23 protein-coding genes are annotated in these 25,676 nt (G+C 57.0%); 17 read left to right on the top strand and 6 right to left on the bottom strand.

The genetic code is table 11. The features are described from left to right. Positions 1–171 precede the first annotated feature (171 nt). Both xylA and xylB read left to right on the top strand, forming a co-directional pair. A complete protein-coding gene (gene xylA / locus SCU88_RS23965) occupies positions 172–1,494 on the top strand; it encodes a xylose isomerase (protein WP_138094860.1) in 1,323 nt (440 codons plus the stop codon). 49 nt (positions 1,495–1,543) lie between these two features. Beyond that, positions 1,544–3,004 carry a xylulokinase gene (xylB, locus tag SCU88_RS23960; RefSeq protein ID WP_138094859.1) on the top strand — a complete coding sequence of 487 codons (1,461 nt, stop codon included), beginning with the start codon at positions 1,544–1,546 and terminating at the stop codon, positions 3,002–3,004. Between the two features lie 66 nt (positions 3,005–3,070). Here the strand turns inward: xylB and SCU88_RS23955 are convergent, their stop codons facing one another. Further along, positions 3,071–4,066 carry an acyltransferase gene (locus tag SCU88_RS23955; RefSeq protein ID WP_138094858.1) on the bottom strand — a complete coding sequence of 332 codons (996 nt, stop codon included), beginning with the start codon at positions 4,064–4,066 and terminating at the stop codon, positions 3,071–3,073. A 165-nt stretch (positions 4,067–4,231) separates the two neighbouring features. Here SCU88_RS23955 and SCU88_RS23950 point away from each other — a divergent pair, with 165 nt between their 5' ends. The 6 genes from SCU88_RS23950 to glyS all read left to right on the top strand — a co-directional run bounded on the left by SCU88_RS23950 (position 4,232) and on the right by glyS (position 10,762). Beyond that, complete coding sequence (locus SCU88_RS23950) at positions 4,232–4,549, top strand: YsaB family lipoprotein (RefSeq protein WP_175340106.1); 318 nt, start codon at positions 4,232–4,234, stop codon at positions 4,547–4,549. A 305-nt stretch (positions 4,550–4,854) separates the two neighbouring features. After that, a complete protein-coding gene (locus SCU88_RS23945) occupies positions 4,855–5,835 on the top strand; it encodes a TRAP transporter substrate-binding protein DctP (RefSeq protein WP_175340105.1) in 981 nt (326 codons plus the stop codon). A 57-nt stretch (positions 5,836–5,892) separates the two neighbouring features. Beyond that, positions 5,893–6,363 carry a TRAP transporter small permease subunit gene (locus SCU88_RS23940; protein ID WP_175340104.1) on the top strand — a complete coding sequence of 157 codons (471 nt, stop codon included), beginning with the start codon at positions 5,893–5,895 and terminating at the stop codon, positions 6,361–6,363. Then, entirely contained in the window at positions 6,360–7,640 is a 1,281-nt protein-coding gene (locus tag SCU88_RS23935; protein ID WP_175340103.1) for a TRAP transporter large permease subunit, read from the top strand. Before SCU88_RS23940 ends, SCU88_RS23935 begins: the two co-directional genes overlap by 4 nt. Before the next feature lie 128 nt (positions 7,641–7,768). Next, a complete protein-coding gene (gene glyQ / locus SCU88_RS23930) occupies positions 7,769–8,683 on the top strand; it encodes a glycine--tRNA ligase subunit alpha (protein ID WP_138094856.1) in 915 nt (304 codons plus the stop codon). A gap of 9 nt (positions 8,684–8,692) precedes the next feature. After that, positions 8,693–10,762, top strand: coding sequence for a glycine--tRNA ligase subunit beta (glyS, locus tag SCU88_RS23925; protein WP_175340102.1), 2,070 nt, complete (start codon positions 8,693–8,695; stop codon positions 10,760–10,762). A 45-nt stretch (positions 10,763–10,807) separates the two neighbouring features. On the opposite strand, the gene SCU88_RS23920 is transcribed toward glyS, so the two are convergent. Further along, on the bottom strand, positions 10,808–11,269 hold the full coding sequence (locus SCU88_RS23920; RefSeq protein ID WP_138094854.1) for a lipocalin-like domain-containing protein: 462 nt from the start codon (positions 11,267–11,269) through the stop codon (positions 10,808–10,810). Between the two features lie 93 nt (positions 11,270–11,362). Continuing rightward, positions 11,363–12,388: a substrate-binding domain-containing protein gene (locus SCU88_RS23915; RefSeq protein ID WP_175340101.1), complete on the bottom strand. Its 1,026-nt coding sequence runs from the start codon at positions 12,386–12,388 to the stop codon at positions 11,363–11,365. A gap of 284 nt (positions 12,389–12,672) precedes the next feature. Here SCU88_RS23915 and ascF point away from each other — a divergent pair, with 284 nt between their 5' ends. Both ascF and SCU88_RS23905 read left to right on the top strand, forming a co-directional pair. Further along, positions 12,673–14,124, top strand: a complete 1,452-nt coding sequence (ascF, locus tag SCU88_RS23910; protein ID WP_175340100.1) for a PTS cellobiose/arbutin/salicin transporter subunit IIBC — start codon at positions 12,673–12,675, stop codon at positions 14,122–14,124. A gap of 22 nt (positions 14,125–14,146) precedes the next feature. Then, complete coding sequence (locus tag SCU88_RS23905) at positions 14,147–15,577, top strand: 6-phospho-beta-glucosidase (RefSeq protein WP_175340099.1); 1,431 nt, start codon at positions 14,147–14,149, stop codon at positions 15,575–15,577. Between the two features lie 24 nt (positions 15,578–15,601). On the opposite strand, the gene SCU88_RS23900 is transcribed toward SCU88_RS23905, so the two are convergent. Continuing rightward, a complete protein-coding gene (locus SCU88_RS23900) occupies positions 15,602–16,969 on the bottom strand; it encodes an aromatic acid/H+ symport family MFS transporter (RefSeq protein ID WP_175340098.1) in 1,368 nt (455 codons plus the stop codon). A gap of 387 nt (positions 16,970–17,356) precedes the next feature. Here SCU88_RS23900 and SCU88_RS23895 point away from each other — a divergent pair, with 387 nt between their 5' ends. Next, a complete protein-coding gene (locus SCU88_RS23895; protein ID WP_138094849.1) occupies positions 17,357–18,067 on the top strand; it encodes a DUF3053 domain-containing protein in 711 nt (236 codons plus the stop codon). A 49-nt stretch (positions 18,068–18,116) separates the two neighbouring features. Here the strand turns inward: SCU88_RS23895 and SCU88_RS23890 are convergent, their stop codons facing one another. After that, entirely contained in the window at positions 18,117–19,337 is a 1,221-nt protein-coding gene (locus SCU88_RS23890; protein WP_175340097.1) for an alanine racemase, read from the bottom strand. A 198-nt stretch (positions 19,338–19,535) separates the two neighbouring features. Between SCU88_RS23890 and SCU88_RS23885 the strand changes: the two genes are divergently transcribed. The 5 genes from SCU88_RS23885 (at position 19,536) to SCU88_RS23865 (ending at position 24,437) form a co-directional block, all read left to right on the top strand. Further along, entirely contained in the window at positions 19,536–20,978 is a 1,443-nt protein-coding gene (locus tag SCU88_RS23885) for an amidohydrolase family protein (RefSeq protein WP_175340096.1), read from the top strand. A gap of 11 nt (positions 20,979–20,989) precedes the next feature. Next, on the top strand, positions 20,990–21,382 hold the full coding sequence (locus SCU88_RS23880; RefSeq protein ID WP_175340095.1) for a Rid family hydrolase: 393 nt from the start codon (positions 20,990–20,992) through the stop codon (positions 21,380–21,382). Positions 21,383–21,482: 100 nt separating this feature from the next. Then, positions 21,483–22,964 (top strand): sodium:solute symporter family protein, encoded by a 1,482-nt coding sequence (locus SCU88_RS23875; RefSeq protein WP_175340094.1) that lies wholly within the window; start codon positions 21,483–21,485, stop codon positions 22,962–22,964. Positions 22,965–22,969: 5 nt separating this feature from the next. Next, complete coding sequence (locus tag SCU88_RS23870) at positions 22,970–23,845, top strand: 2-dehydro-3-deoxygalactonokinase (RefSeq protein ID WP_175340093.1); 876 nt, start codon at positions 22,970–22,972, stop codon at positions 23,843–23,845. Further along, entirely contained in the window at positions 23,832–24,437 is a 606-nt protein-coding gene (locus SCU88_RS23865) for a 2-dehydro-3-deoxy-6-phosphogalactonate aldolase (protein ID WP_175340092.1), read from the top strand. The genes SCU88_RS23870 and SCU88_RS23865 overlap by 14 nt, the downstream gene beginning before the upstream one ends. Here SCU88_RS23865 and SCU88_RS23860 read toward each other — a convergent pair. Beyond that, on the bottom strand, positions 24,434–25,303 hold the full coding sequence (locus tag SCU88_RS23860; RefSeq protein WP_431810067.1) for a MurR/RpiR family transcriptional regulator: 870 nt from the start codon (positions 25,301–25,303) through the stop codon (positions 24,434–24,436). The genes SCU88_RS23865 and SCU88_RS23860 overlap by 4 nt on opposite strands. A 207-nt stretch (positions 25,304–25,510) precedes the next feature. Between SCU88_RS23860 and dinQ the strand changes: the two genes are divergently transcribed. Continuing rightward, a complete protein-coding gene (gene dinQ / locus SCU88_RS23855; RefSeq protein WP_431810066.1) occupies positions 25,511–25,618 on the top strand; it encodes a damage-inducible type I toxin DinQ in 108 nt (35 codons plus the stop codon). Positions 25,619–25,676: the final 58 nt, after the last annotated feature.

Here is a 25,676-nt window from a genome sequence, read left to right as displayed (position 1 = left end):
GCGATAAAACGTGCGGATTCGCGGTGCAGTAAGGCTTTTTGGGATCTGGCGCACGTTTGTGTATTCTCTTAATCGCGGTGTGAAATAACGTAATTGAGCCGGAAAAGCGGAAAATCCAGGATAAATAAACCATCACTACCTGATGCTGTTATTTTGAATCTGGAGCCGACTATGGAAGCTTATTTCGATAAACTCGACCGCGTACGTTACGAAGGGCCGAAAACCACCAATCCGCTGGCATTCCGCCACTACAATCCGGATGAGCTGGTACTGGGTAAGCGCATGGAAGATCACCTGCGCTTCGCCGCCTGCTACTGGCACACCTTCTGCTGGAACGGTAACGATATGTTTGGCGTGGGCGCGTTCGAACGCCCCTGGCAGCAGTCGGGCGATGCGCTGGCGCTTGCCGAGCGCAAGGCGGATGTCGCCTTTGAGTTTTTCCATAAGCTGAACGTACCTTACTACTGCTTCCACGATGTGGATGTCTCCCCCGAAGGCGGCTCGCTGCGTGAATACCGCAATAACTTCGCGCATATGGTTGAGGTTCTGGCCGCGAAGCAGCAGCAGAGCGGTGTAAAGCTGTTGTGGGGCACCGCCAACTGCTTTACTAACCCGCGCTACGGCGCCGGTGCCGCCACCAACCCGGACCCGGAAGTTTTCGCCTGGGCGGCGACCCAGGTCGTTAGCGCTATGGAAGCGACTCATAAACTCGGCGGTGAGAACTACGTGCTGTGGGGGGGCCGCGAAGGCTACGAAACCCTGCTGAACACTGACCTGCGTCAGGAGCGCGAGCAGATCGGCCGCTTTATGCAGATGGTGGTAGAGCACAAACACAAGATTGGTTTCCAGGGCACCCTGTTGATTGAGCCCAAGCCGCAGGAGCCGACCAAGCATCAGTATGACTATGATGCCGCCACGGTTTACGGCTTCCTGAAGCAGTTTGGTCTGGAAAAAGAGATCAAACTGAACATTGAAGCGAACCATGCCACTCTGGCTGGCCACTCTTTCCATCACGAAATCGCTACGGCTATCGCGCTGGGGCTGTTCGGCTCGGTGGATGCTAACCGCGGTGACCCGCAGCTGGGCTGGGATACCGACCAGTTCCCGAACAGCGTGGAAGAGAACGCGCTGGTGATGCATGAAATCCTTAAAGCGGGCGGCTTCACGACTGGCGGCCTGAACTTCGACGCCAAAGTACGCCGTCAGAGCACCGATCCTTATGACCTGTTCTATGGCCATATCGGCGCGATGGACACCATGGCGCTGGCGCTGAAAATTGCGGCAGGTATGGTGGAAGACGGTGAGCTGGATCGGCGGGTCGCGCAGCGCTATGCCGGGTGGAACGGCGAGCTGGGTCAGCAAATTCTGAAAGGACAGATGAATCTGGCGCAGGTGGCGGAATATGCGCAGCAGCACAATCTGGCGCCGCACCATAAGAGCGGTCACCAGGAGCAGCTTGAAAACCTGGTCAATCACTATATCTTTGATAAGTAAGGTTAGCGCGCCAGGGGAAACCCTGGCGCAGTACTAAGGAGCGCCTTATATGTATATCGGGATCGATCTGGGTACCTCCGGGGTGAAGGCGATTTTGCTGGGGGAAGAGGGCGAAGTCCTGGCATCCTGCACCCAGAAGCTAACGGTGTCGCGCCCCCACCCGCTCTGGTCTGAACAGGATCCGCAAGAGTGGTGGCAGGTCACCGATGCCGCTATGCGCGGACTGGCCAGTCAGCATTCGCTGACGGGCGTGAAAGCTATCGGGCTGTCCGGGCAGATGCACGGCGCCACGCTACTGGATAAACAGCAGCAGGTGCTGCGACCGGCGATTCTGTGGAACGACGGTCGCTGCGCCAAAGAGTGTGGCTGGCTGGAATCCCAGGTGCCTGCTTCGCGGCGTATTACCGGCAACCTGATTATGCCTGGCTTTACTGCGCCCAAGCTGGTGTGGGTCGCTCGTCATGAACCGGATATTTTCCGGCAACTGGATAAAGTTCTGCTGCCGAAGGATTATCTGCGGCTGCGGATGACCGGCGAATTCGCCAGCGATATGTCGGATGCGGCGGGCACCATGTGGCTCGATGTCGCAAAACGCGACTGGAGTGACGAAATGCTGGCGGCCTGTGATATGAACAGGTCGCAGATGCCCGCACTGTTCGAAGGTTGTGACGTCACCGGCTATCTGCGTAAAGCGGTGGCCGAGGCCTGGGGAATGGGCTGCGTGCCGGTGGTGGCTGGTGGCGGGGATAATGCCGCAGGCGCCGTGGGCGTAGGAATGGCCGATGCCGGCCAGGCCATGCTGTCGCTGGGCACCTCCGGGGTCTATTTCGCCGTCAGCGATGGGTTTCTGAGTAAACCGGAGCGGGCGGTGCACAGCTTCTGCCATGCGCTGCCTCAGCGCTGGCATCTGATGTCGGTGATGCTGAGCGCGGCCTCCTGTCTGGACTGGGCCGCGCGGCTGACGGGGATGGAAAACGTACCGGCCCTGCTGGCGGCGGCTCAGAAAGCAGACGAGCAGGCGGGGGATCTCTGGTTTCTGCCTTATCTGTCCGGTGAACGGACGCCGCATAACAATCCCGAAGCCAAAGGCGTATTCTTTGGTTTGACCCATCAGCACGGTCCGGCGGAGCTGGCGCGTGCGGTGCTGGAAGGCGTGGGTTATGGTCTGGCGGAAGGTATGGACGTGGTGCACGAATGTGGCGTGACTCCGCAGAGCGTCACGCTAATCGGCGGCGGCGCTCGTAGCCCGTACTGGCGCCAGATGCTGGCGGATATCAGCGGTCAGGTGCTGGATTATCGCACTGGCGGCGACGTGGGCCCTGCGCTGGGCGCTGCCCGGCTGGCGCAGATAGCGCTGTCCCCCGAACGCCCGCTCAGCGAACTGCTACCGCAACTGGCGCTGGAGCAGCGTCATGAACCGGATACGGCGCGCCATCAGCGCTATATCGAGCAGCGTAAGGTCTTTAGCGAGTTGTATCACCGCCTGGAACCGCTGATGTTGGGGGAATGATACCTCCGAGTCAGGTGAATACTCCCTCTCCCTGGGGGAGAGGGCCGGGGTGAGGGGGCGTTTTTACTAGCAGACGTATCGGCGGCTATCGATGCGCCGTAACCCCATCGCCAGTAGCACGCTGCCGCACAGCGTGGCGGCGAATATCCAGATGATATCCAGCGCTGGCCACTGCTTCATATCCAGATGATGGGTGCGCAGGAAGTGGATAAACAACGCATGGAAACCGTAGATGCCCAGCGAGTGGCGGGAGATAAACGCCAGCCCGGGCAGCGGACGGGCGTTGAGCCACTGTTTGGCCATCAACAGCGCGCAGAGCGCCGCCAGGAAGACCAGCGGCCCACAGTACAGGTACCAGGTGTCGGCGAAGTCCCCGCGCGCCAGCAATTCGCGCCAGGTTCCCCAGGCGATCGCCGCCACGCAGCCCACAAAACCGACAGCGGCAAGGGAAGCGGTACGCCCCTTGCCGGTCTCCATCATGCCGATAGCACGCCCCAGCACGCCATACAGCACGTAATAGAAGGTATCGCCGCTGATATAGAGATCGACCGGCAGCCATTGCAGCCTGGCGATGTTCTGCGCCGGCGTATTGGGGTTGGCGATAATACCCAGTACCAGCAGGAGGGGAATCAGCATCTTAACGGCGGGCTTTTTTACCTCGATCAGCGGTGACAGCAGGTAGACGGCAAACAGCGCGAAGAAAAACCACAGGTGATAGAACACCGGCTTCTGGAACAGGTTTGTCAGTGAAAGTCCTGGGCTGATGGGGGTTAACAGCCAGATATAGAGCAGCGCCACTGCGCTATAAAACAGCAGGCATAGCGTGATGCGTAGAAAGTGGCGCCCCTGGGCGCTGCGCTCGCCAAAGAACAGGTAGCCGGAGATCATAAAGAACAGCGGAACGCTGACCCGGGAGGCTGCATCAAGCAGGTTCGCCAGCCACCAGTTGGCGGTACTAATCATATCGGGGTTAGTGACATACCAGGTTGTGGTATGAATAATGATGACCATCAGGCAGGCAATACCACGCAGGTTATCAATCCAGTTTATCTTTTGCGGCATTCAGATCCTCTGTTCTATCTTTTTAGCTGTGCAGTGTGACTGCCGGAAGGGCAGATTGACTTCCCGGAACTGTCTGAGTTTTTAGGTTTATCTTGCTCAGGTTTGCCGGGCTTTGCAAAATGCGAATCCGCCGCCGGGCGACCAGGACGGAAAAAGGGATAAAGAATGGGCAAAAATGAGATCCGGGTAGTGGTTCTGACACTGATGCTGGTGGGGTGCAGTGTGCCTCAGCATGAACATGAGGAGGGGCGTACCCAGTATGCTCAGAAGGCGCGGATCGATTCGGCGCGGTCGGTGACCATGGAACAGCAGTGCCGGGATAAAGCCGCTCATCAGTACAATACGCGACCGGCCCGGATTCAGCTTGAAGGGGTTGACGCGTTTCAGGGCAGTTACGAATTGCGTGGCGCGACCGGCAGCCAGGAGCAGTTCACCTGTACTTTCGAAACAGATGGCCAGTTTCTGCACCTCTCCATGCGCTAGAGGATAATTTGTGAACAGCTTAACGATTTTAAGTATTCTTGTATGGTAGTTATATTATTCCATACCATTTTCGATTAAAACATTATTCGGGGGCAGTAAAACGGAGTGATGCATTATTAATGCTACGTTTTATGACTTCCAGTCATATTATTTCTGGCGCAAGGGCAGGTGCTGTTATTCAACGTAGGCGAACCTGGTATTCAAATTAAATAATTACTCATCTGATTTACCCATTATTTACTGGCATTTCTATGCCTGCCGGCACTTGCATGATGGATTATGTAAGAAAAAAAGAGGGAAAAAGTATGTTAAAGCGAATCGGGCGTGGTTCCCGCGCGGTGATGCTGGCGGCATTAATGGTGGCTTCCACAACGGCCATTGCGGGCCACACGTTGAATGTCAGTACTTCTCTGTCGCCTGACGATCCGGTGTTTAAAGGACTACAGCAGTTTAAAAAATCGGTGGAGTCACGCAGCGACGGTAAAATAAAAATTCGTCTTTTCTCCAGCGGTCAGTTGGGCGCCGATAATGAATTGTTACAGCACGCTCAGTCAGGCAGTAACGTTGGCGTTGTGGTTGATGGAGCGCGTCTCTCCTCTTTTGTGCCTGAACTGGCATTATTACCAGCCCCCTATATATTCCCTGATTATGCTGCCCAGAAGAAATTTGTCAGCAGCGACATTTTCCTGGGATGGCAGCAAAAACTCACCGAAAAATCTGGCCTGACGGCGCTGTCGTTTAACTGGTATCAGGGCGTGAGAATGCTGGTGACCCAGAAGAAAGTGACCACGCCAGCCGATCTGCATGGCGTGAAAGTGCGAGCGCTGGAAGCACCGGTCACTATCGAAGCGATAAAATGCCTGGGCGGTGAACCTACGCCCCTTTCCTGGTCTGAAATCTATTCTTCTATTCAGACCGGTATTGTGAATGCCGCCGAAGCGCAGCCTACGGCAATTTATGGCAGTAAGCTGTTTGAAATTACCAAATACATCACGAAGACCAACCATATCTACCTGACCACCGGCATCATTGTCTCCCGGAAATGGCTGGATACACTGCCGCCGGATCTCCAAAACCTGCTACGTGAAGAAGCGCAGAAACAGGGGGAAGTTGCCTCACAGAATGTACTGGCTGCGGAAGAAAGCCTGTTGCAGGAGATGGCTAAACAGGGCGTTACCGTGGAAGAGGTCGATCGGGCGCCGTTCCAGCAGGCTTGCGCCTATGTGCCCGGCAAACTGAACCTGCAAACCGCCTGGCAGCAGATCCAGGACGTTATCAACGAGTAATCCTACAGACATTCGAAGGGCTGCACCGTCGGCCCTTCGCCACCGTTGAGGTTTATCATGCTGTTGTTCCGTCAAATTGAGCTGGCGCTGACGCGTATTGGCCTGGCTGCTATCGTGGTGATTATTCTGGCGGGGGGCGTAGGCCGTGCGTTGGGGCATCCCCTGATCTGGTCGCTGGAGGTTGCGATGGTGATTTTTGCCTGGGTCAGCGTACTGGCTATCGATTATGCATTGCAGACCCGTCGCCATATTGGGATCGACGCCGTCGTGAATCTGATGCCGCCCCAGGGGCGTCGTCTTTGCGAATGGTTTAATGAATTACTGATTCTGGCCTTTCTGGGGTGTGGCGTCTGGTTCGGTTGGTCATTTACCTCCATGACCTCATCCGGCGTCTTGCCGGTCACGGAAATTTCCGTTGCCTGGCTGAACGGCGCCGTTCCCACGGGCTGTATGCTGATGTTCATTACCAGCGCGTTACACCTTCTTCGCGGCTGTCCGCGGCCACAGGGACAGGGAGATGCCTCATGATTATTGTTACCGCGATGGTATTCCTGCTGTTGCTGGTGATCGGTATGCCCGTCGGGTTTGTGATTGCTATCTCCAGCCTTTGCTACTTCTTTTTTGCCGACTTCCTGCCAATTGGTATCGCCTTTCAGAAGTTTACTGCGCCGACCCAGTCGTTTCCGATTATGGCGACGCCGCTATTCCTTCTGGTGGGCAATTTGCTGAATAAGACCGGCGTTACTCACCGGCTGCTGGATTTTGCTCGGGTGCTGTCGGGCTGGATGGTAGGGGGGCTGGCGCAGATTAATGTGCTGCTGGCCTGCCTGCTGGGCGGCGTTTCTGGTTCGGCAACCGCAGATGCGGCGATGCAGGCCAAAGTGCTGGGGCTGCCGATGATCGCCCGGGGCTACCCAAAGGCTTTCAGCGCGGTGGTGATCGCCTTTAGTTCGCTGATTACGGCCACCATTCCGCCCAGTATTCTGCTGATTCTCTACGGTTTTGTGGGGAACGTTTCGATCGGTAAGTTGTTTATTGCCGGTATCGTGCCGGGGTTGCTGCTGACCACCATTCTGATGGTCACTAATTTCCTGCTGGCGCGCCGCATGGGCATCCGGCCGGAAACGGAAAAGACGCCGACCCGCTACGAAGTGTGGCGCAGCTTCCGTGAGGGCTTCTGGGCGCTGATGTTTCCCGTGGTGCTGATTCTGGTGATCCGTATGGGCTTTTTCACTACCACCGAAGCGGGCGCTTTTATCGTGCTCTATGCGTTTGTTATTGGCCGCTATATCTACAAAGAGCTGGATAACCACGCGCTGTGGGAAGTGCTGAAAGAGACGGTGAACGACATTGGCGTGGTGATGCTGCTGATTATGTCGGCGGCGATTTTGGGCCATGTCACTATCATCGATCAGATTCCACAAACCCTGGCGGAAATGCTTACTAGCGTGACGGAAAACCGTTATGGCATTCTGATTCTGCTGCTCGCCTTTATCACCGTGGCCGGGATGATTTTTGACGGAAGCGTCATTATCCTGCTGCTGACGCCCATTTTGCTGCCCATCGCTATGCAGGCGGGGTTTGACCCGGTGCATTTCGGGCTGATCTTCGTGGTGCTGACGCTGTTGGGGGCTAATACGCTGCCGGTGGGGATCTGCATGTATACGGTATGCGGCATCCTGAACTGTAGCTCGGTGGCCTTTGTTAAAGCTTCTGTTCCCTATCTGGTGGCGTTCTTCCTGTTTATCGCCTTACTGGTTATCTTTCCGGGGTTGGTGTTGTTCCTGCCCTCCGTGCTGATGTAAACCTGACCGGGGCTTGCCCCCGGCTCAGAACATGCTGCGATTGGTGGCGATTCGGGCTGTATATCTGACGGTCAAAGGGTATACTGATCGTTTCCCAAATCCATCACTCGTATCGCACACGACATATTATGCAAAAGTTTGATACCAGGACCTTTCAGGGCCTGATCCTGACCTTACAGGATTACTGGGCCACGCAGGGCTGCACCATTGTTCAACCTCTGGACATGGAAGTCGGCGCTGGCACCTCTCACCCAATGACCTGCCTGCGCGCGCTGGGTCCGGAACCTATCGCTGCCGCCTACGTTCAGCCTTCCCGCCGTCCGACCGATGGCCGCTACGGCGAAAACCCGAACCGTTTACAGCACTACTACCAGTTTCAGGTCATTATCAAGCCTTCTCCGGATAATCTTCAGGAGCTCTACCTGGGCTCGCTGAAGGCGCTGGGCCTGGATCCGACCATTCATGATATCCGCTTCGTGGAAGATAACTGGGAAAACCCGACGCTGGGCGCCTGGGGTCTTGGCTGGGAAGTGTGGCTGAATGGGATGGAAGTAACGCAGTTCACCTACTTCCAGCAGGTGGGCGGCCTGGAGTGTAAGCCGGTAACTGGCGAGATCACCTACGGCCTGGAGCGTCTGGCCATGTACATCCAGGGCGTGGACAGCGTATACGACCTGGTCTGGAGCGACGGCCCGCTGGGTAAAACCACCTACGGCGATGTTTTCCACCAGAACGAAGTGGAGCAGTCCACCTATAACTTCGAATACGCCGATGTCGACTTCCTCTTCACCTGCTTTGAGCAGTATGAAAAAGAGGCGCAGCAGCTACTGGCTCTTGAGAAGCCGCTGCCGCTGCCGGCCTATGAACGAATTCTGAAAGCCGCGCACAGCTTTAACCTGCTGGATGCCCGCAAGGCTATCTCCGTGACTGAACGCCAGCGCTATATTCTGCGTATCCGTACGCTGACTAAAGCGGTGGCGGAAGCCTACTACGCTTCTCGCGAAGCGCTGGGCTTCCCGATGTGCAACAACAATAAGAAGTAAGGGGCGCGCATGTCTGAGAAAACTTTTTTGGTGGAGATCGGCACTGAAGAGCTGCCGCCGAAAGCGCTGCGCAGCCTGGCCGAAGCCTTTGCTGCCCGCTTCACCGCAGAACTGGACGCGGCCTCTCTTGCTCACGGTAAGGTTGAGTGGTTTGCCGCGCCGCGCCGTCTGGCGCTGAAAGTAGCGACACTCGCCGCCGCTCAGGCGGATCGTACTGTCGAAAAACGCGGTCCTGCGGTAGCGCAGGCTTTTGATGCCGACGGTAATCCGAGCAAAGCGGCCGAAGGTTGGGCGCGCGGCTGCGGTATTCAGGTTTCTGAAGCTGAGCGGATGGTGACGGATAAAGGCGAATGGCTGCTGTATCGCGCTCACGTCAAGGGCGAGAGCGTGGAAGCGCTGTTGCCGGATATGGTCAACCACGCGTTAGCGAAACTGCCGATCCCGAAACTGATGCGCTGGGGCGATAGCGACGAGCACTTCGTGCGTCCGGTTCACACCGTGACCCTGCTGCTGGGCGACCAGGTAGTACCGGCTAAAGTGCTGGGAATTGAATCCGATCGCGTTATTCGCGGTCACCGCTTTATGGGTGAGCCGTCGTTGACCATCGACAATGCCGATCAGTACCCGCAAATCCTGCTGGAGCGCGGTAAGGTGATTGCCGACTACGACACCCGTAAGGCGAAGATCAAAGCCGATGCCGAAGCAGCGGCGCGCCAGATTGGCGGCAATGCCGACCTTAGCGACAGCCTGCTGGACGAAGTGACCTCGCTGGTGGAATGGCCGGTGGTACTGACCGCGAAGTTCGAAGAGAAATTCCTGGCGGTGCCTGCCGAAGCGCTGGTCTACACCATGAAAGGCGACCAGAAATACTTCCCGGTGTATGACGACGCGGGCAAGCTGCTGCCAAACTTTATCTTTGTGGCTAACATCGACTCCAAAGATCCGCAGCAGATTATTTCCGGTAACGAGAAGGTGGTGCGTCCGCGTCTGGCCGATGCCGAATTCTTCTTCAACAGCGACCGTAAAAAGCGCCTGGAAGACAACCTGCCGCGTCTGGAAACGGTCCTGTTCCAGAAGCAACTGGGCTCCCTGCGCGATAAAACCGATCGCATTGAGGCGCTGTCTGGCTGGATCGCCCGGGAAATCGGCGCTGACGTCACTCACGCTACCCGTGCCGGTCTGCTTTCCAAATGCGACCTGATGACCAATATGGTGTTCGAATTCACCGACACTCAGGGCGTGATGGGGATGCACTACGCGCGCCACGACGGTGAAGCGGAAGATGTGGCCGTTGCCCTGAATGAGCAGTACATGCCGCGTTTTGCCGGTGATGACCTGCCATCCAGTCTGGTCTCCTGCGCGGTGGCGATCGCCGACAAAATGGATACCCTGGCGGGTATCTTCGGTATTGGTCAGCACCCGAAAGGCGACAAAGACCCGTTTGCGCTGCGCCGTGCCGCGCTGGGCGTGCTGCGTATTATCGTCGAGAAACAGCTGCCGCTGGATCTCCAGACCCTGACCGAAGAGGCGGTACGTCTGTACGGCGATAAGCTGACCAACGCAAAAGTGACTGATGACGTTATCGACTTTATGCTGGGTCGCTTCCGCGCATGGTATCAGGAAGAAGGACATGCCGTGGATACCATCCAGGCGGTGCTGGCGCGTCGTCCGACCCGCCCGGCTGATTTTGATGCCCGGGTGAAGGCGGTCTCTCACTTCCGCACCCTGGATGATGCCGAAGCGCTGGCGGCGGCTAACAAGCGTGTTTCCAATATTCTGGCGAAGAGTGACGAGCCGCTGAACGATGAGGTGCTGGCCTCGGCGTTGAAAGAGGACGAAGAGATTCGCCTGGCGCTCCAGGTGCGGGTACTGGGAGACAAACTGGCGCCGCTGTATCAGGAGGGGCGTTATCAGGAAGCGCTGGTAGAGCTGGCCGCGCTGCGCGAGCCGGTAGACGCCTTCTTCGATAAAGTGATGGTGATGGCGGAAGATAAAGATCTGCGCATCAACCGTCTGACTCTGCTGGCGAAGCTGCGCGAGCTGTTCCTGCAGGTAGCGGATATCTCCGTACTGCAGTAAGCCCTGTGGTTTGCTGATGAAACGCTCCCCTTGGGGAGCGTTTTTTTATGTTGCGTTGGGTTCTGCCCGCTTCCACGTCAGGTAAGGGATCACCTCTTTGCCGCCTGAAAGTATCGGCGTTGGACTACTTAATTTCAGTAGCGCGCCTTCGAACAGGAAGGCTCGCTGCTGAGTCTGACCGGTCCAGTTCGGATAAAGCGAAACAAACATGCTGTGGGACAGGGTTTGTTGGGCTTCATCGGTATAAAAGCGCCCGGAATAGGCGATATAGGTGCTTCCTTCTTCCGTAAACTCCTGCGGTGAGGCAGAAAACCAGTCGCCGGATGCAAACGGCGTTCGGTTCGGTTTCATCAACTGGGCAGACATATAGCCATCGGGCGTATACAGAATCAGCCCCATAGGAGCGTCTCCCATCGGATACACATCCGGTGATCCATCGAGCGGTTTTTCCACATAGGAGACTAACTGCCAGGCGCCCGTCAGCTTCTCTTTTAACGTCATCGTCATATCGGATTACCTTTCACGTTGGGAACACAGGCGGCAGATCATTCCGCGCATTACCTGGTGAAGAGAACGTTATGACGATCAAGTGTAATAGAGTTATCTCGTTCCGCTATTGGAAGCCGCGGCGGCCACCGACTCCCGCACAATCAGCTCACCTTCAAAACGCGCTGGCGTGCCGAGCTCACCGCCTTCCAGCATAAAAATCAGCTTATTAATCGTCTCCTGAATCATTTCACGAATCGGTAGCCGGACGCTGGAAAGCGAAGGAACCACCCAGGGGGCGGTGGGAATGTCGTCGAAACCGATAACCGACACCTGTTCCGGCACGGCGATGCCGGCTTCGTGAAGCTGCTTCAGCGCACCGATGGCCATATTATCGTTACTGGCGACCAGCGCGCTGAAAGCGACGCCATCCTGCAGTAGCGACGCTACGGCCTGAGCGCCGCAGGCGGGCGTCCACTTACCTTCCCGCACCCGGGTCTGACTGGCCGGAATGCCGTGCTGCGCCAGCGCCGCCTGATAGCCCGCCAGGCGATCGCGGCCGGTCGGGGAATCCAGCGCGCCGGTGACAAACGCAATATCACGGTGGCCCAGCTCAATCAGGCGGACAACGGCGTCACGAGCGGCGCTGAGCTGATCGGAATAGATACAGTGGCTGGGGTGTTTACGCAGGCGGCGATTAAGCACCATCACTGGCACCCGCTGCTCATCAATAATCGCATCCATCTCATCAGGGCTCAGGAAGCGGGGATAAATCATGATGGCGTCGCAGCGCAGATCCAGCAGATGCTGTAGCGCTTCCCGCTCCTGGGCCGCGCTGTGTTTGCCGTCCGCCAGCAGAAGCCGTCGGCCGCAGGCTTCGGTCATTTGTGCCGCCTGGGAAAGCAGGTCGCTAAAGTAGCTGCCGTGATACAGCGTGTTGGTCATCACCAGTCCCAGGGTTTGCGACTTGCGGGTGGCGAGTTGCCTGGCCAGCAGATTGGGGCGGTAGCCACTCTCTTCGATGGCCCGGAACACCCGCGCCCTGGTCTCTTCGCCGACGTAACCATTGCCGGACAGCACCCGTGAGACGGTGGCTTTGGATACGCCCGCCCTTTTTGCCACCTCAAGCATGGTTGTCATCTGTGTCTGCCGTCCCGTTTTGACCCACGATGGCAACAGTTTACTTCAGCGTTCACGCTTTTTCAGCCGCCTCCAGGGGGCGTTTTTCACTGCTAATAGTGATGATTATCTCAAATTTAAAATTACGTCATCGGAAATATGTTGCGATCACAATTTGATCTATCCATGATTTTGTGAAACCGGTTTCCTATGGTGTTTCATCGGATGATAGCGATTGGGGCACCGCGACTCAGCGCATTAAGCCGTGCGCAACTGTACCCAAAATAACAATGAGATAAGAGTCCATGGCAAAAAACTATGCGGCAGTATCCGGCGCCATCCTGAATGCGCTGGGCGGGGCTGACAATATCGAGGCGCTTACCCACTGTATGACGCGACTGCGATTTGTGGTGAAAGACCAGGGGCGGGTCGATGAACAGGCGCTACAGGCCATTGATGGCGTGTTGGGCGTGGTGCGTGCCGATAGCCAGTGCCAGGTGATTATCGGTAACACGGTGGGGCAGGCGTATGCGGAAGTGATGAAGCGGTTACCGTCGCTGGCGACGCCGAATGAAGCACCGACTTCGCCAACGCGAGGCGGTTTCAGCCTGCGGCGCATCGGCGCCGGTATCCTGGATGCGCTGATCGGCACCATGTCGCCGCTGATCCCGGCCATTATCGGCGGTTCGATGGTTAAGCTGCTGGCGATGATGCTGGAGATGGGCGGGGTACTGGAAAAGGGCGCATCGACGCTGATTATCCTCAACGCCATTGGCGATGGCGCTTTCTTCTTCCTGCCGGTGATGGTCGCGGCCTCGGCGGCCGTGAAATTCAAAACCAATATGTCGCTGGCCATCGCCATCGCCGGGGTGTTAATCCACCCGAACTTTATCGATCTGATGGCTAAAGCCGCCGAAGGGCAACCGGTGGAGTTCGTCGGCCTGCCGGTGACGGCGGTGAAATATACCTACACGGTGATTCCGGCGCTGTGTATGACCTGGATTCTGTCGTGGATTGAGCGCGGTATCGATCGCATTACGCCTGCGGTGACCAAAAACTTCCTGAAACCGATGCTGATCGTACTGACAGCGGCGCCGATCGCGATCCTGCTGATCGGCCCGTTGGGGATCTGGATCGGTAGCGGCATCTCCGCGCTGGTTTATACCATTCACGGTTATCTGGGCTGGCTCTCCGTCGCCATTATGGGGGCGCTGTGGCCGCTGCTGGTGATGACCGGCATGCACCGGGTATTCACCCCCACCATTATTCAGACCATTGCCGAAACCGGTAAAGAGGGGATGGTGATGCCGTCTGAGATTGGCGCCAACCTGTCGCTGGGCGGCTCTTCGCTGGCCGTGGCGGTGCGCACCAAAAATCCGGCATTACGTCAGACGGCGCTTGCCGCCGCGGCATCCGCCATCGTGGCTGGGATTTCCGAACCGGCCCTGTACGGCGTGGCGGTGCGTCTGAAACGCCCGCTGATTGCCAGCCTGATCAGCGGCTTTATCTGCGGAGCCGTGGCGGGTATTGCGGGACTTGCCAGCCATTCCATGGCTTCGCCCGGCCTGTTTACCAGCGTGCAGTTTATCGACCCCGGCAACCCGATGAGCATTGTCTGGATCGCGGGCATTATGGTGCTGTCGGTGGTGCTCTCTTTCATTCTTACCCTGATGCTTGGCTTTGAGGATATTCCCGTAGAGCCTCAGCAAAGCCCGGCCAGCGCGACCCGTGCAGGTTCGGCCCAGGCGACTCATTAACGATTAACGAGGTACAGATTTGATGTCAGAAACGGCATTCCCGGACGATTTTTTGTGGGGCGGCGCCCTTGCGGCGAACCAGGCGGAAGGCGCCTGGCAGGAGGGAGGAAAGGGGCTGGCGACGGTCGATATGCTGCCCCATGGTCCACACCGTATGCCGATTAAACTGGGGCTGGAGCGGCGCACGGCGCTGCGCGATGATGAGTTCTACCCCAGCCATCAGGCCATCGATTTTTATCACCGCTATAAAGAGGATATTGCGCTGATGGCGGAGATGGGGTTTCGGGTGTTCCGTACCTCCATCGCCTGGAGCCGTATCTATCCGAACGGTGATGAGAGTGCGCCGAACGAGGCCGGAATCGCCTTTTATCGCGACCTGTTTCAGGAGTGCCGGCGCCATAACATCGAACCGCTGGTAACGCTCTGTCATTTCGATGTGCCGATGCATCTGGTCACTGAGTACGGTTCATGGCGCAGCCGTGAAATGGTGACCTTCTTTACCCGTTACGCCCGCACCTGCTTTGAAGTCTTCGATGGTCTGGTGAAATACTGGTTGACGTTTAATGAGATCAACATCCTGCTGCACAGCCCGTTTTCCGGCGCCGGTCTGGCGTTTGAAGAGGGGGAAAACCCGGAGCAGGTGAAGTACCAGGCGGCACACCACGAGCTACTGGCAAGCGCCCTGGCGACCCGCATCGCCCATGAGGTAAACCCGGAAAACCAGGTGGGCTGCATGCTGGCGGGCGGCAATTTCTATCCTTACTCCTGTAAGCCGGAAGATGTCTGGGCGGCGTTGGAAAAAGATCGCGAAAATCTGTTTTTTATCGATGTTCAGGCGCGCGGTGCCTATCCGGCCTGGACGGCGAGGATGTTTAAAGAGAAGGGCATCTGTGTGCGGATGGAGCCCGGCGATGCGGAGATTCTGCGCCACACCGTCGATTTTGTATCGTTCAGCTACTACGCTTCGCGCTGCGCCTCTGCCGATATGAACGATAACAACAGCAGCGCGGCAAATGTGGTGAAATCCCTGAAAAACCCCTGGATTCAGCAGAGTCAGTGGGGCTGGGGTATCGATCCGCTGGGGCTGCGCATCACCATGAATATGATGTATGACCGCTACCAGAAGCCGCTGTTCCTGGTGGAAAACGGCCTGGGCGCCCGGGATGAGCCCGATGCTCAGGGGGAGATCAACGACGATTACCGCATCGGCTATCTGCGTGAACACATCCGGGCCATGGCCCAGGCCATAGAAGATGGCATACCGCTGATGGGTTACACCACCTGGGGTTGCATCGATCTGGTTTCCGCCTCGACCGGTGAAATGAGCAAGCGCTACGGCCTGGTGTATGTCGATCGCGATGACCAGGGGGGCGGCACCCTGGCGCGGCGACGTAAGAAATCGTTCTGGTGGTACAAGCAGGTGATCGCCAGCAACGGACGCGATCTGGGTTGATCCAGGCCATGCATCCGAAGCTGATTACTGCGAAGCTTTGCTGGCGTTCACCAGACCGCCCGTGTCCTGGCGGGCGGTCCTCAGGCTTGCCTGGTATTTCACCAACAGCGCCAGCGTAGAGAACAAGGCGGGGATCGCCAGCATCATAAAGATGGTGCGGAATGAGAGCTCGGCCTGCATCAGGAAGGCGCCGCTGAAGGCGCCCAGAATGCCGCCGAAGCGTCCCAACCCCAGCATCCAGGAAACGCCGGTGGCGCGCCCGCGGGTCGGATAGAAGCCCGCCGCCAGCGCAGGCATCGAAGACTGGGCGCCGTTCATAATGGTTCCGGCAATAAACACAGCGATGCCCATCAGTACCAGACTGCTGGTGGCAAAGCCGATCAGGCAGACAAAAAGGCCGGTCAGCAGATAGCTGACTGCCACCACTTTATTGGGCTCCAGGCGATCCATCAGCGCGCCAATAATCAACACTCCAATACCACCACCAAGCGGGAACAGCGCCGTTATCACTGAAGCCTGGGCCAGAGTGGCGCCGGTTTCGCGAATCAGCAGCGGTAGCCAACTGGTGAGCAGATAGAAGATCAGCAGCCCCATAAAGTAGGTGAAGCACAGCATCAGGGTGCCGACGATATAGCGCCGCGAGAAAATCACGCCGATGGCCGAGGTTTGCTGAGGCTTATCCGGCTCGTCCAACACCAGGCGCGCCCCTTCGGGCAGGGGGGCAATGCGCCTCATGATGGCGGCTATTTGCGGCTGGGGTTTGTTATGCACTACCAGATAGCGGGCCGATTCCGGTAGCCAGATAGCCAGTACCAGCGCCAGTATTAACGGCATCACGCCGCCCAGAATCAGTACGCTCTGCCAGCCAAAATGAGGGATTAGCCATGCCGAAATAAATCCCCCCATTGATGAGCCAATGGGAAAACCGACGAACATCAGATTCACCAGCAGCGCCCGCCGACGCTGCGGCGCATATTCGGACATCAGCGTGGCGGCATTGGGCATAGCGGCGCCCAGCCCTAATCCGGTCAGAAAACGCAGTAGCGCCAGCATGTTCAGACTGGTGGCGAAGGCGCTTAGCAGGCTGAAGCTACCGAAGGTGATAATCGACAGAATCAGCACCTTTTTACGGCCGATACGGTCGGCCATGGGGCCGGCGGTCAGGGCGCCGACCGCCAGACCCACCAGCGCGGCGCTCATCACCGGGCCGAGATCGGCTTTATTCACGCCCCATTCCTGAACCAGGTCGGAGGCAATAAAACCAATAATCGCCGTGTCGAAGCCGTCCATGGCAACGGTAATAAAGCAGAGAACAAGAATCAGCCACTGATATTTCGAAATACGGTGGTTATTTATCAGTGTCTGAATATCTACGGTTGTTGGTTGCGTCATAGGGACAATTCCTGCGGAATACCGGCGGGGCGTTTGATAATTCGCGCCGCCGCGTCAGTTGGGCGATGTTCGAACACTTTTCCGTTAATCGGCTTTTTAATTAAACAGAGCCCGGATGGAGCAGCAACCGGGAGGGCAGCGTTAGCGTGCGATAATCGGACGTTCCCGGGAAAAGCAGCAGGGTAAAAATTATTTTTTTAATAAAAATCAAAAAGTTAATTATTGTTTTTCTGCGCCAGAATTTCATCGGTTTTGTGATTTAAATAACAACTGGTTAACATGGCAGAGATCCACAGAAAAAGCGGTATCCGGGCTATGCTGTGACTGCGTGTTAGACTATTCTTGTGGTCATCAGGCGATAGCTAAAAATAACCAGGAGTTAAAAAGATGGTGACAGGTAAGTCCTGCTCCCGTTGGTTCGCGCCACTGGCGGCACTATTAATGGTCGTTAGTCTGAGTGGCTGCTTCGACAAAGAAGGGGATCAGCGTAAAGCGTTTATCGATTTTCTGCAGAATACTGTGATGCGTAGCGGCGAGCGTCTGCCGACGCTGACCACGGATCAGAAGAAGCAGTTCGGTCCGTTTACATCCGACTATGCGATTCTGTACGGCTTCTCCCGTCAGGTAAACCAGGCGGTGGATAACGGTATTAAGCCGGTGGTAGACAGCGTTAACGCCATTCGCGTACCTCAGGACTATGTGACTCAGCGCGAAGCGCTGCGCCAGGCTAACGGCAACCTTGGCGTCGTCGGGCAGCAGGTACAGAACGCAAAGGCGCAGGCCGACAGCGCCCGCTCTAATCTGAATCAGGCAGAAGAGCTGAAGAAGGTCTATGACCAGGCCTATCAGAAGGTCGTCACCCAGCCAGCGAATGCGCTGCAACCGCTGATTCCAGCGGCGCAAACCTTTACTCAGCAGCTTGTGCAGGTGGGTGATTTTATTCAACAGCAGGGCGATAAAGTGGGCTTTGCCGCCAACGGCATTCAGTTCCCCACCAGCCAGCAGGCCAGTCAGTACAACAGTCTGATAGCCCCCCTGGCGTCGCAGCATCAGGCATTCAGCCAGGCGTGGAACACGGCGTCTAACGCGATGCAGTAATGCTGGAACGATAATCCTGAAAGGCCGCTTACGCGGCCTTTTTTCATGACTAAAACATCGTTACCAGTTCTTCGATAACGTTATAGTCATCGTCCACCAGGTGTAAGGTCTGCCACTTATCGAAGGTCAGGCAGGGGTGAGAGGTGCCAAACACCAGAATATCGCCCACCTGCACGTCGCTGTCCGCCGCCAGGGTTAACATACAGTGTTGATCCATAATGCCGACGCTGGCGATCTCCCCACTCTTCAGCGCCAGCGCCTGTCCGTCACGATAGTGGGCGATGGGCTGCGGCAGACCGGCGTCGAAGGCGCTATCGCGCTTACCAAAGTTAACAATGGCGCGCCCGGGCTCTGGCACCGACTGAACAATAGCAATCAGCTCCAGCGCCGGGGTTAAATCCCCCCCCAGGTCACAGGCGACACTGTCGCGCGCCATTAGCTGCTGCTGGGCTTCATCATAGATTCCCAGGTCATGGGTGATGTAGCAGCCCGGACGAATGACGATGCGGCACTGCGGCGGCTTTTGGGCCGTGGTCCAGACATTGCACACCACGTCGTACCAGACACTGCCAGCACCGGTCAGAATAAACTCGCCGTCGACCTGGGGCGCCATCTGGCAGGCCAGCGCAGCGGCATTCTGCAACAGCGCTTCCACCTGAGGCTGCGGATTATCGCCGTGCAGTACGCCTTCATACAGCTCAAGCCCGCGCAGGCGCAGCCCCGGCATTTCGCTAACGGCCTGGGTGAGCGCCAGCGCTTCATCGGGCGTGCGACAGCCGCAGCGCCCGCCCTCCACACCGAGTTCAACCAGAACGTCCAGCGTCTGCCCGTAAGCGGTAAAAAAATGGGATAGCGCCCGGGCGTTGGTCAGACTGTCGATGCAGCACATGAAGTCCACGTCGTGGTAGTGCGCTTTCAGGCGGGATATCAGCTGCATATTGGCCTTACCAACCAGTTGATTCACCATCAGCACCCGATGGATGCCGCTGGCCATCGCCACGCTGGCCTGCCAGGCGCTGCCTACGCCAATCCCCCAGGCGCCCGCTTGCTGTTGGGCCTGAAATATCCATGGCGTCATCGTGGTTTTGCCGTGAGGCACCAGTGAAACGCCCCGCGTATCCGCATATTGCTGCATCCAGCGAATGTTATTTTCGAGGGCGGATTTTTTAATGACGGCGGCTGGCAGGCAGACATCTTCCGCCAGGATATTCGCCGGGGTGTTCATCACGGCGGATTTGTGAGGGACTAACGTATCGGGATGGTATTTCATAACTTTTTTCCTTCGTTTTCTTATAGCGAAAACAGTTGGGTATCATTTTTATATCATTGAAATATAGCCATTAAAGTTATGCTTTGTTGTTTTTATGCATAAAAGTATCAATAAATCATAACCTTTTTGCGTAGTCTTCCACTGTTTTTACCGCTTGTAAATGGTTTACTTTTTCACCATGAACTAAGGGGTGAAAGCATGAAGGTTGACTGGTTGTTTAAAAATGTCACGGTGATTGATGGAAGCGGCGGCCCGCAGTACCGCGCCGATGTCGCGGTAACAGGCGATCGCATTGTCGATATCGCGCCCGGGCTGGATGTTGAAGCCCATCAGGTTATCGAAGGTACAGGAAAAGTGCTGTCACCGGGGTTTATCGATGTTCACACCCATGACGATACCAATGTGATCCGCATTCCCGAATATTTGCCGAAAATAAGCCAGGGTGTTACGACGGTGATTGTCGGCAACTGCGGTATCAGTGCCGCAACGGCGAGTATAAAAGACGAAGTGCCGGACCCTATGAACCTGCTGGGTGAGCGCGAACACTTTATTTATCCCACCGTTAGCGACTATGCCCATGCGGTTGAAGCGGCTCGTCCGGCGCTGAATGTGGGAACCCTGATCGGTCATACTACACTGCGCAATAACCATATGGATTCGCTGTTCCGTGAGGCAACCGCGCAGGAGATTGCTGCCATGCGCGCGCAGCTGCGGGAAGGGCTGGAACAGGGAGCGCTGGGGCTGAGCACCGGCCTGGCGTATGCCAGCGCGTACCAGTCCAGCACCGAAGAGGTGATGGCGCTGGCGGAGGAGCTGGCAGCCTGGAAGGGAGTCTACACCACCCATCTGCGTTCTGAATTTGAACCCATTCTTGAAGCGCTTGATGAGGCATTTCGTATTGGCCGCCACGCGAAGGTGCCGGTGGTGGTATCGCACCATAAATGCGCCGGGGCGAAGAACTGGGGACGAACCCGCGAGACGCTGGCGTTCTTCGACAAAATGCGTCAGCGCCAGGATATAGGCTGTGACTGCTACCCTTATTCCGCCAGCTCTTCTACGCTGGACTTAAAACAGGTCACGGATGAGTTCGATATCATCATTACCTGGTCGGAGCCACATCCGGGGCAGGCAGGCAAGAGCCTGCAGCAGATTGCGGACGACTGGCAGATGAGCATGCACGATGCGGCGCAGCAGTTGATGCCCGCTGGGGCCATTTACTACAACATGGACGAGCAGGATGTCCGTCGGGTGATGCGTTATCCGGTGACCATGATAGGTTCGGACGGTCTGCCCAACGACCCGATGCCGCATCCCCGGCTGTGGGGCGCCTTCCCCAGAGTGCTTGGGCACTACTGCCGTGACGAGCAGCTATTCCCATTGACCACGGCGGTTCATAAGATGACGGGGCTGTCGGCAGCGCGTTTTCAACTGTCGCAGCGCGGCCTGGTCAAAACAGGCTACTATGCCGATCTGGTGTTGTTCGATCCTCAGACCATTCGGGACGTCGCCAGCTTCGACGATCCCCAACGGCCTGCCGAAGGCATTGAGGCAGTGATGGTTAATGGCGCGATGAGTTACGGGAAAGATCAATCAATTAGTGGGCGGGCAGGCCGTTTTCTGCGTCGCCACAGTGTGGAATAAAGGAGTGATGAATGAGCATTAAACGTTATGGCGCAGAGGGCGGTACGGGAACCGGCGGTCAGCGTCTGCCCTTTTCTCGCGCGGTAGAAGCCGGGGGCTGGCTGTATGTCTCCGGCCAGACGCCGATGAAGGATGGCGAAGTGGTTGAGGGCGGCATTGTCGAACAGTCACGACTGGCGATTCAGAACTGCCTGGATATCATGGCTGAGGCAGGCTACGCCCTTACGGATGTGGTGCATGTTTCCGTGATTCTGACTGACGCACGCTATTTCCAGTCTTTCAATAAAGTGTTTAGTGAAATTTTTGGCGATCACCCCCCGGCGAGAATTTGCTGCGTGGCGGATTTAGTGGTTGACTGCAAGGTGGAAGTCGATGTGACCTGCTATAACGCAGCGCGCGTCTGATCGTCATTAAAAAATAAAAAAGTAAAAAAATGAGTGTTGAATTTATTCAACACTCAGGAACCCCTTACCCTATTTTTAGCTAAGCGGCAGGATGTGAGTCATGAACAGTCCTATCTTTTTAGTCGGCTTTATTATTTATGCCATCGCCATGATCTGGCTTGGCTGGTATGTGTCACGGAATCAGAAAAGCGGGGAAGATTTTCTGTTGGGCGGGCGCTCCCTGCCGCTGTTTTTAACCCTTGGCTCCACGGTAGCGACCATGGTTGGTACCGGCTCCAGTATGGGGGCGGTGGGCTTTGGCTACAGCAACGGTTGGGCTGGCATGCTTTATGGTCTGGGGGGCGCAGTTGGCATTTTGCTGGTGGCCTGGTTGTTTGCGCCGGTGCGTAAATTACGCTTTATGACTATGAGTGAGGAGCTCTCTTATTATACTGGTGGCAGCCATTTAATTAAGAATATCGTTGGCCTGATGATATTTATTGCCTCTATTGGCTGGCTCGGAGCCCATATTCTTGGCGGCAGCTTATATCTGGCCTGGGCTACGGGTTTAAATCTGACGGTAGCGAAACTGATTATCGCTCTGGCATTTGCGATTTATGTCATCATCGGCGGTTATTCCGCAGTGGTATGGACCGATACTATCCAGGCGTTGATTCTGTTTTTTGGTTTTATCCTGATGGCGATTCTGGCGGTGGTACATGCCGGGGGCTGGGGAGCTATCGAACAGGCGATGGACCCTGCGGCGCTCAGTCTGTTTGCCATTGATAAGATGGGAGCAATCCCGGCGCTCTCGCTGGCGATGGTGATTGGCGTGGGGGTACTGGCGACGCCGTCTTACCGTCAGCGTATCTATTCCGGTAAGGATGTCTCTTCGGTGCGCCGTTCCTTCGTGTACACCGGTGTGCTGTATCTGTTCTTCTCCATACTGCCTGCGATTATTGGCATGGCGGCATTTGCCATGAACCCGGAACTGGCGAACAGCAACTATGCCTTCCTGTTTGCCACCAGCTTCCTGCCCCCTTTTCTGGGAATGATTGTACTGATTGCCGGGTTATCCGCCACCATGTCGTCTGCCAGTTCCGATGCCATTGCCGCAGTCGCCATCATGATGCGCGATCTCTACACCATGGTCACCGGAAGAATGCCGCCGGAAAATAAGGCAATACGCCTTTCACGTCTGATGCTGACGCTGGTGATTGGGCTGGCTTTAATCTTTGCCCTGACCTCGGATGACATCATTAGCTACATCACCAGGATGATCTCCATGCTGATGTCTGGCCTGTTTGTCTGCTCCATCCTGGGTCGCTTCTGGCGGCGTTTTAACTGGCAGGGGGCGCTGACGGCGCTGTTGGGCGGAATGCTAACCTCCATCGTCATTCTGGCGCGCGCCGACTGGCTGGCATTCTGGGGCAATCCCTGTATTCCTTCCGTGCTGGTGAGCCTGGTGTCCGCCGTGTTTGTTACGGCAATGACGCCTGCTAACAAACTCAGCCGCGAACAGGCGCTGGAGGCGATCACCCGCGAGCGCGAAGATCGGGGTGGATCGCTGGCAGTGGCGAAAACAACGCGTAACGCGGGGTGAGGGCGATGGCTGAAGAATATATTGCCGTTGACTGGGGCTCTACCCATCTGCGGGCCTGGCATATCCGCGGTGGGGAGTTCGTTAATACGCTGGCGCTTCCCTGCGGCGTAACCCGCATGGGCCAGGAGACGGCGGAAGAGATATTCCAGCGCCATCTGGCGCCCTGGCGTGGCAACGACGCCATACCGGTCGTGATGGCTGGCATGATTGGCAGTGAATCGGGCTGGCTGCCGGTGCCTTACCTGCCGTGTCCGGCAACGCTGGAAGCGCCAGGCGAACAGCGTTGTGCCGTGGCTAAAGGTGTGTGGATCGTGCCTGGCCTGAAAAGCGCCCGGCACGGGGTGTACAACGTGATGCGTGGGGAAGAGACCCAGTTGCTGGGCGCGTATGAACTGGCGCCTGCAAGCTGCTATGTGATGCCGGGCACCCACTGTAAATGGGTGCCGGTCGCAGAGCGTCAGGTGGCGGGTTTCGACACGGTCATGACCGGCGAACTGCACCATCTGCTGCTCACCCATTCCCTGGTGGGGCAGTCGCTTCCCGCGCAGAAAGAGGATGAACAGGCTTTTCACCGGGGCCTGGAAACGGGACTGGAGGCGCCCTCGGTACTGCCGCGCCTGTTTGAAACACGGGCGGCCTGGCTTCTGGGGGCGCTGGCGCGTGAATCGGTCAGTGATTACCTGTCGGGGCTATTGATTGGCGCCGAGGTGGCGGCGCAAAGCGCGCAACTGCGGCCGGAATCGGTGGTGGTGGTGGGTAGCGAAGCCCTGGTGGCGCGCTATCTTAAGGCGTTTTCCCTGGCCGGCATTACCGCATCTGCCTGTGATGGCGAGCGTGCATTTGTACGGGGGATTGGGAGGATAATGGATGCAGGAAAATAAACTGGTCGCGATTTTGCGGGGGATTCAGCCGACAGAGGTGGACGATCACGCAGTCGCGCTGTGCGATGCCGGGTTCCGTTATATTGAGATTCCACTTAATTCCCCTGACTGGCAGCAGAGTATCCGGCAGACGGTCGAGCGTTTTGGCGAACGGGCGATGATTGGCGCCGGTACTGTGCTTAACGTCGAACAGGTAGACAGACTGGCGGAGATGGGCGCCAGGCTGGTGGTCACGCCCAATACCCAGCCTGCGGTCATTCGCAGCGCGGTACGCCAGGGAATGCAGGTATGTGCCGGTTGCGCGACGGCGACCGAGGCCTTTAACGCGCTGGATGCCGGTGCGCACTGGCTGAAGATTTTTCCTTCATCGGCATTTGGGCCCGCCTATATTCGTGCGCTGAAGGCGGTGCTGCCGCCAGCGGTGCCGGTGCTGGCGGTTGGGGGGATCACGCCGGAAAACCTGGGCGACTATCTGCAGGCCGGATGTGCAGGGGCGGGGTTAGGCAACGATCTCTACCGCCCCGGGCAGAGTGCGGCAGATACCGCCGCCCGGGCGCGGCGTTTTATCGCAGCCCTGGAGGCGGCGTCTTAATCCCCCAGCGGCTGGCGATCGCCACCGCTGCTACGCTGGCCGTCCAGCGCCAGTTTAATTCGCCGCAGACGGTCTTTCGCCTGCGGCTTATTGGCCATGGCCAGTTCGGTCGCCAGCACGTCTACCATCGCTAGCATGGCATAGCGCGAAGTACTGGGTTTGAAAATGTAGTCGTTTTCCTGCACCACCAGCGGCAGTACCAGATCTGACTGCTTCGCCAGCGGCGTCTCCCTGGGCGTAATTGCTACCACTTTGGCCCCGTACTGTTGGGCGATGGCGGCGCTGTCGATAAGTTCCTGAGTGTAGCCTCCCAGCGACAGCGCAATCACCACATCCCGGGGCGCCACCGCGGCGCACATCATGCGTACCAGCATCCCGTCGCTCTGGTTGACGACCGGCAGCCCCAGCCTGAATAACCGGTGTTGCAGCTCCAGAGCGCAGATCGTCGAGCCGCCGCCCATGCCGATCGCCAGAATCTGGCGGGCGCGACTCATCCATCCCACGGCCTTACTCAGCGTTTCGCTATTCAGCGCCCGTCGGTTGATGTCCAGCACGCTGATGATCGATTCGTAAATGCCCTGCACGCCCTCCAGATCCGGCACATCCAGGATAAAGCGTTGCCCCACCGCCAGGGACTGAGCCAGCCGCATTTTCAGTTCGCGAACGTCCCTGCAACCCAGCGTTCGGGCAAAGCGCGTGACTGAGGCCTGGCTACTGTCAGTCAGGCGGGCAAGTTCGGCAATGGGCAGTTCCGCCGCTGCCGCGACATCGTCCAGAATAAAGCGGGCAATGCGCTTTTCAGTGGCGGTCAGCGACATAAAGCGGTCGGTGATACAGGAGATAATATCGATTGTATAAGATGCCATATTCTGTCGCGTTGAATTATCCATACCTGATACTTTGTATCATATTTTTTAACGGCAGGGTGGAAGGTGGGGATTCAGATACAAAAAAGCCCAACCGTGAAGTTGGGCTTTTTTATCCGGACTCAGAGTTGGTGCTCTGGTCGGAATGAGGCAATCTTTACCTGACAGTAGAGTAAACCGCCGTGACAGGCAGCGTAAGAGTAAGCGGTGGTCTCCTCACTCCATGTTATGGAGAAACGGGTGGTGGATATCGCCATCATCGTTCTGAAAGTGCTGCTGGTGCTTTTAGAGCTGATTCGCTATCTCCTGCCTTAACCGGCAGACGGCAGTGGAAACGTAACTAAGGCCGGGGCGCCACCCCGGCCTTTAATCG

Origin of the sequence: Jejuibacter sp. L23, assembly GCF_050815825.1 — a bacterium.
GTDB classification, from domain to species: domain Bacteria; phylum Pseudomonadota; class Gammaproteobacteria; order Enterobacterales; family Enterobacteriaceae; genus Jejubacter; species Jejubacter calystegiae.
The sequence above is the reverse complement of the archived record's forward strand: the minus strand, read 5'-3'. Positions and strand labels throughout refer to the sequence as shown.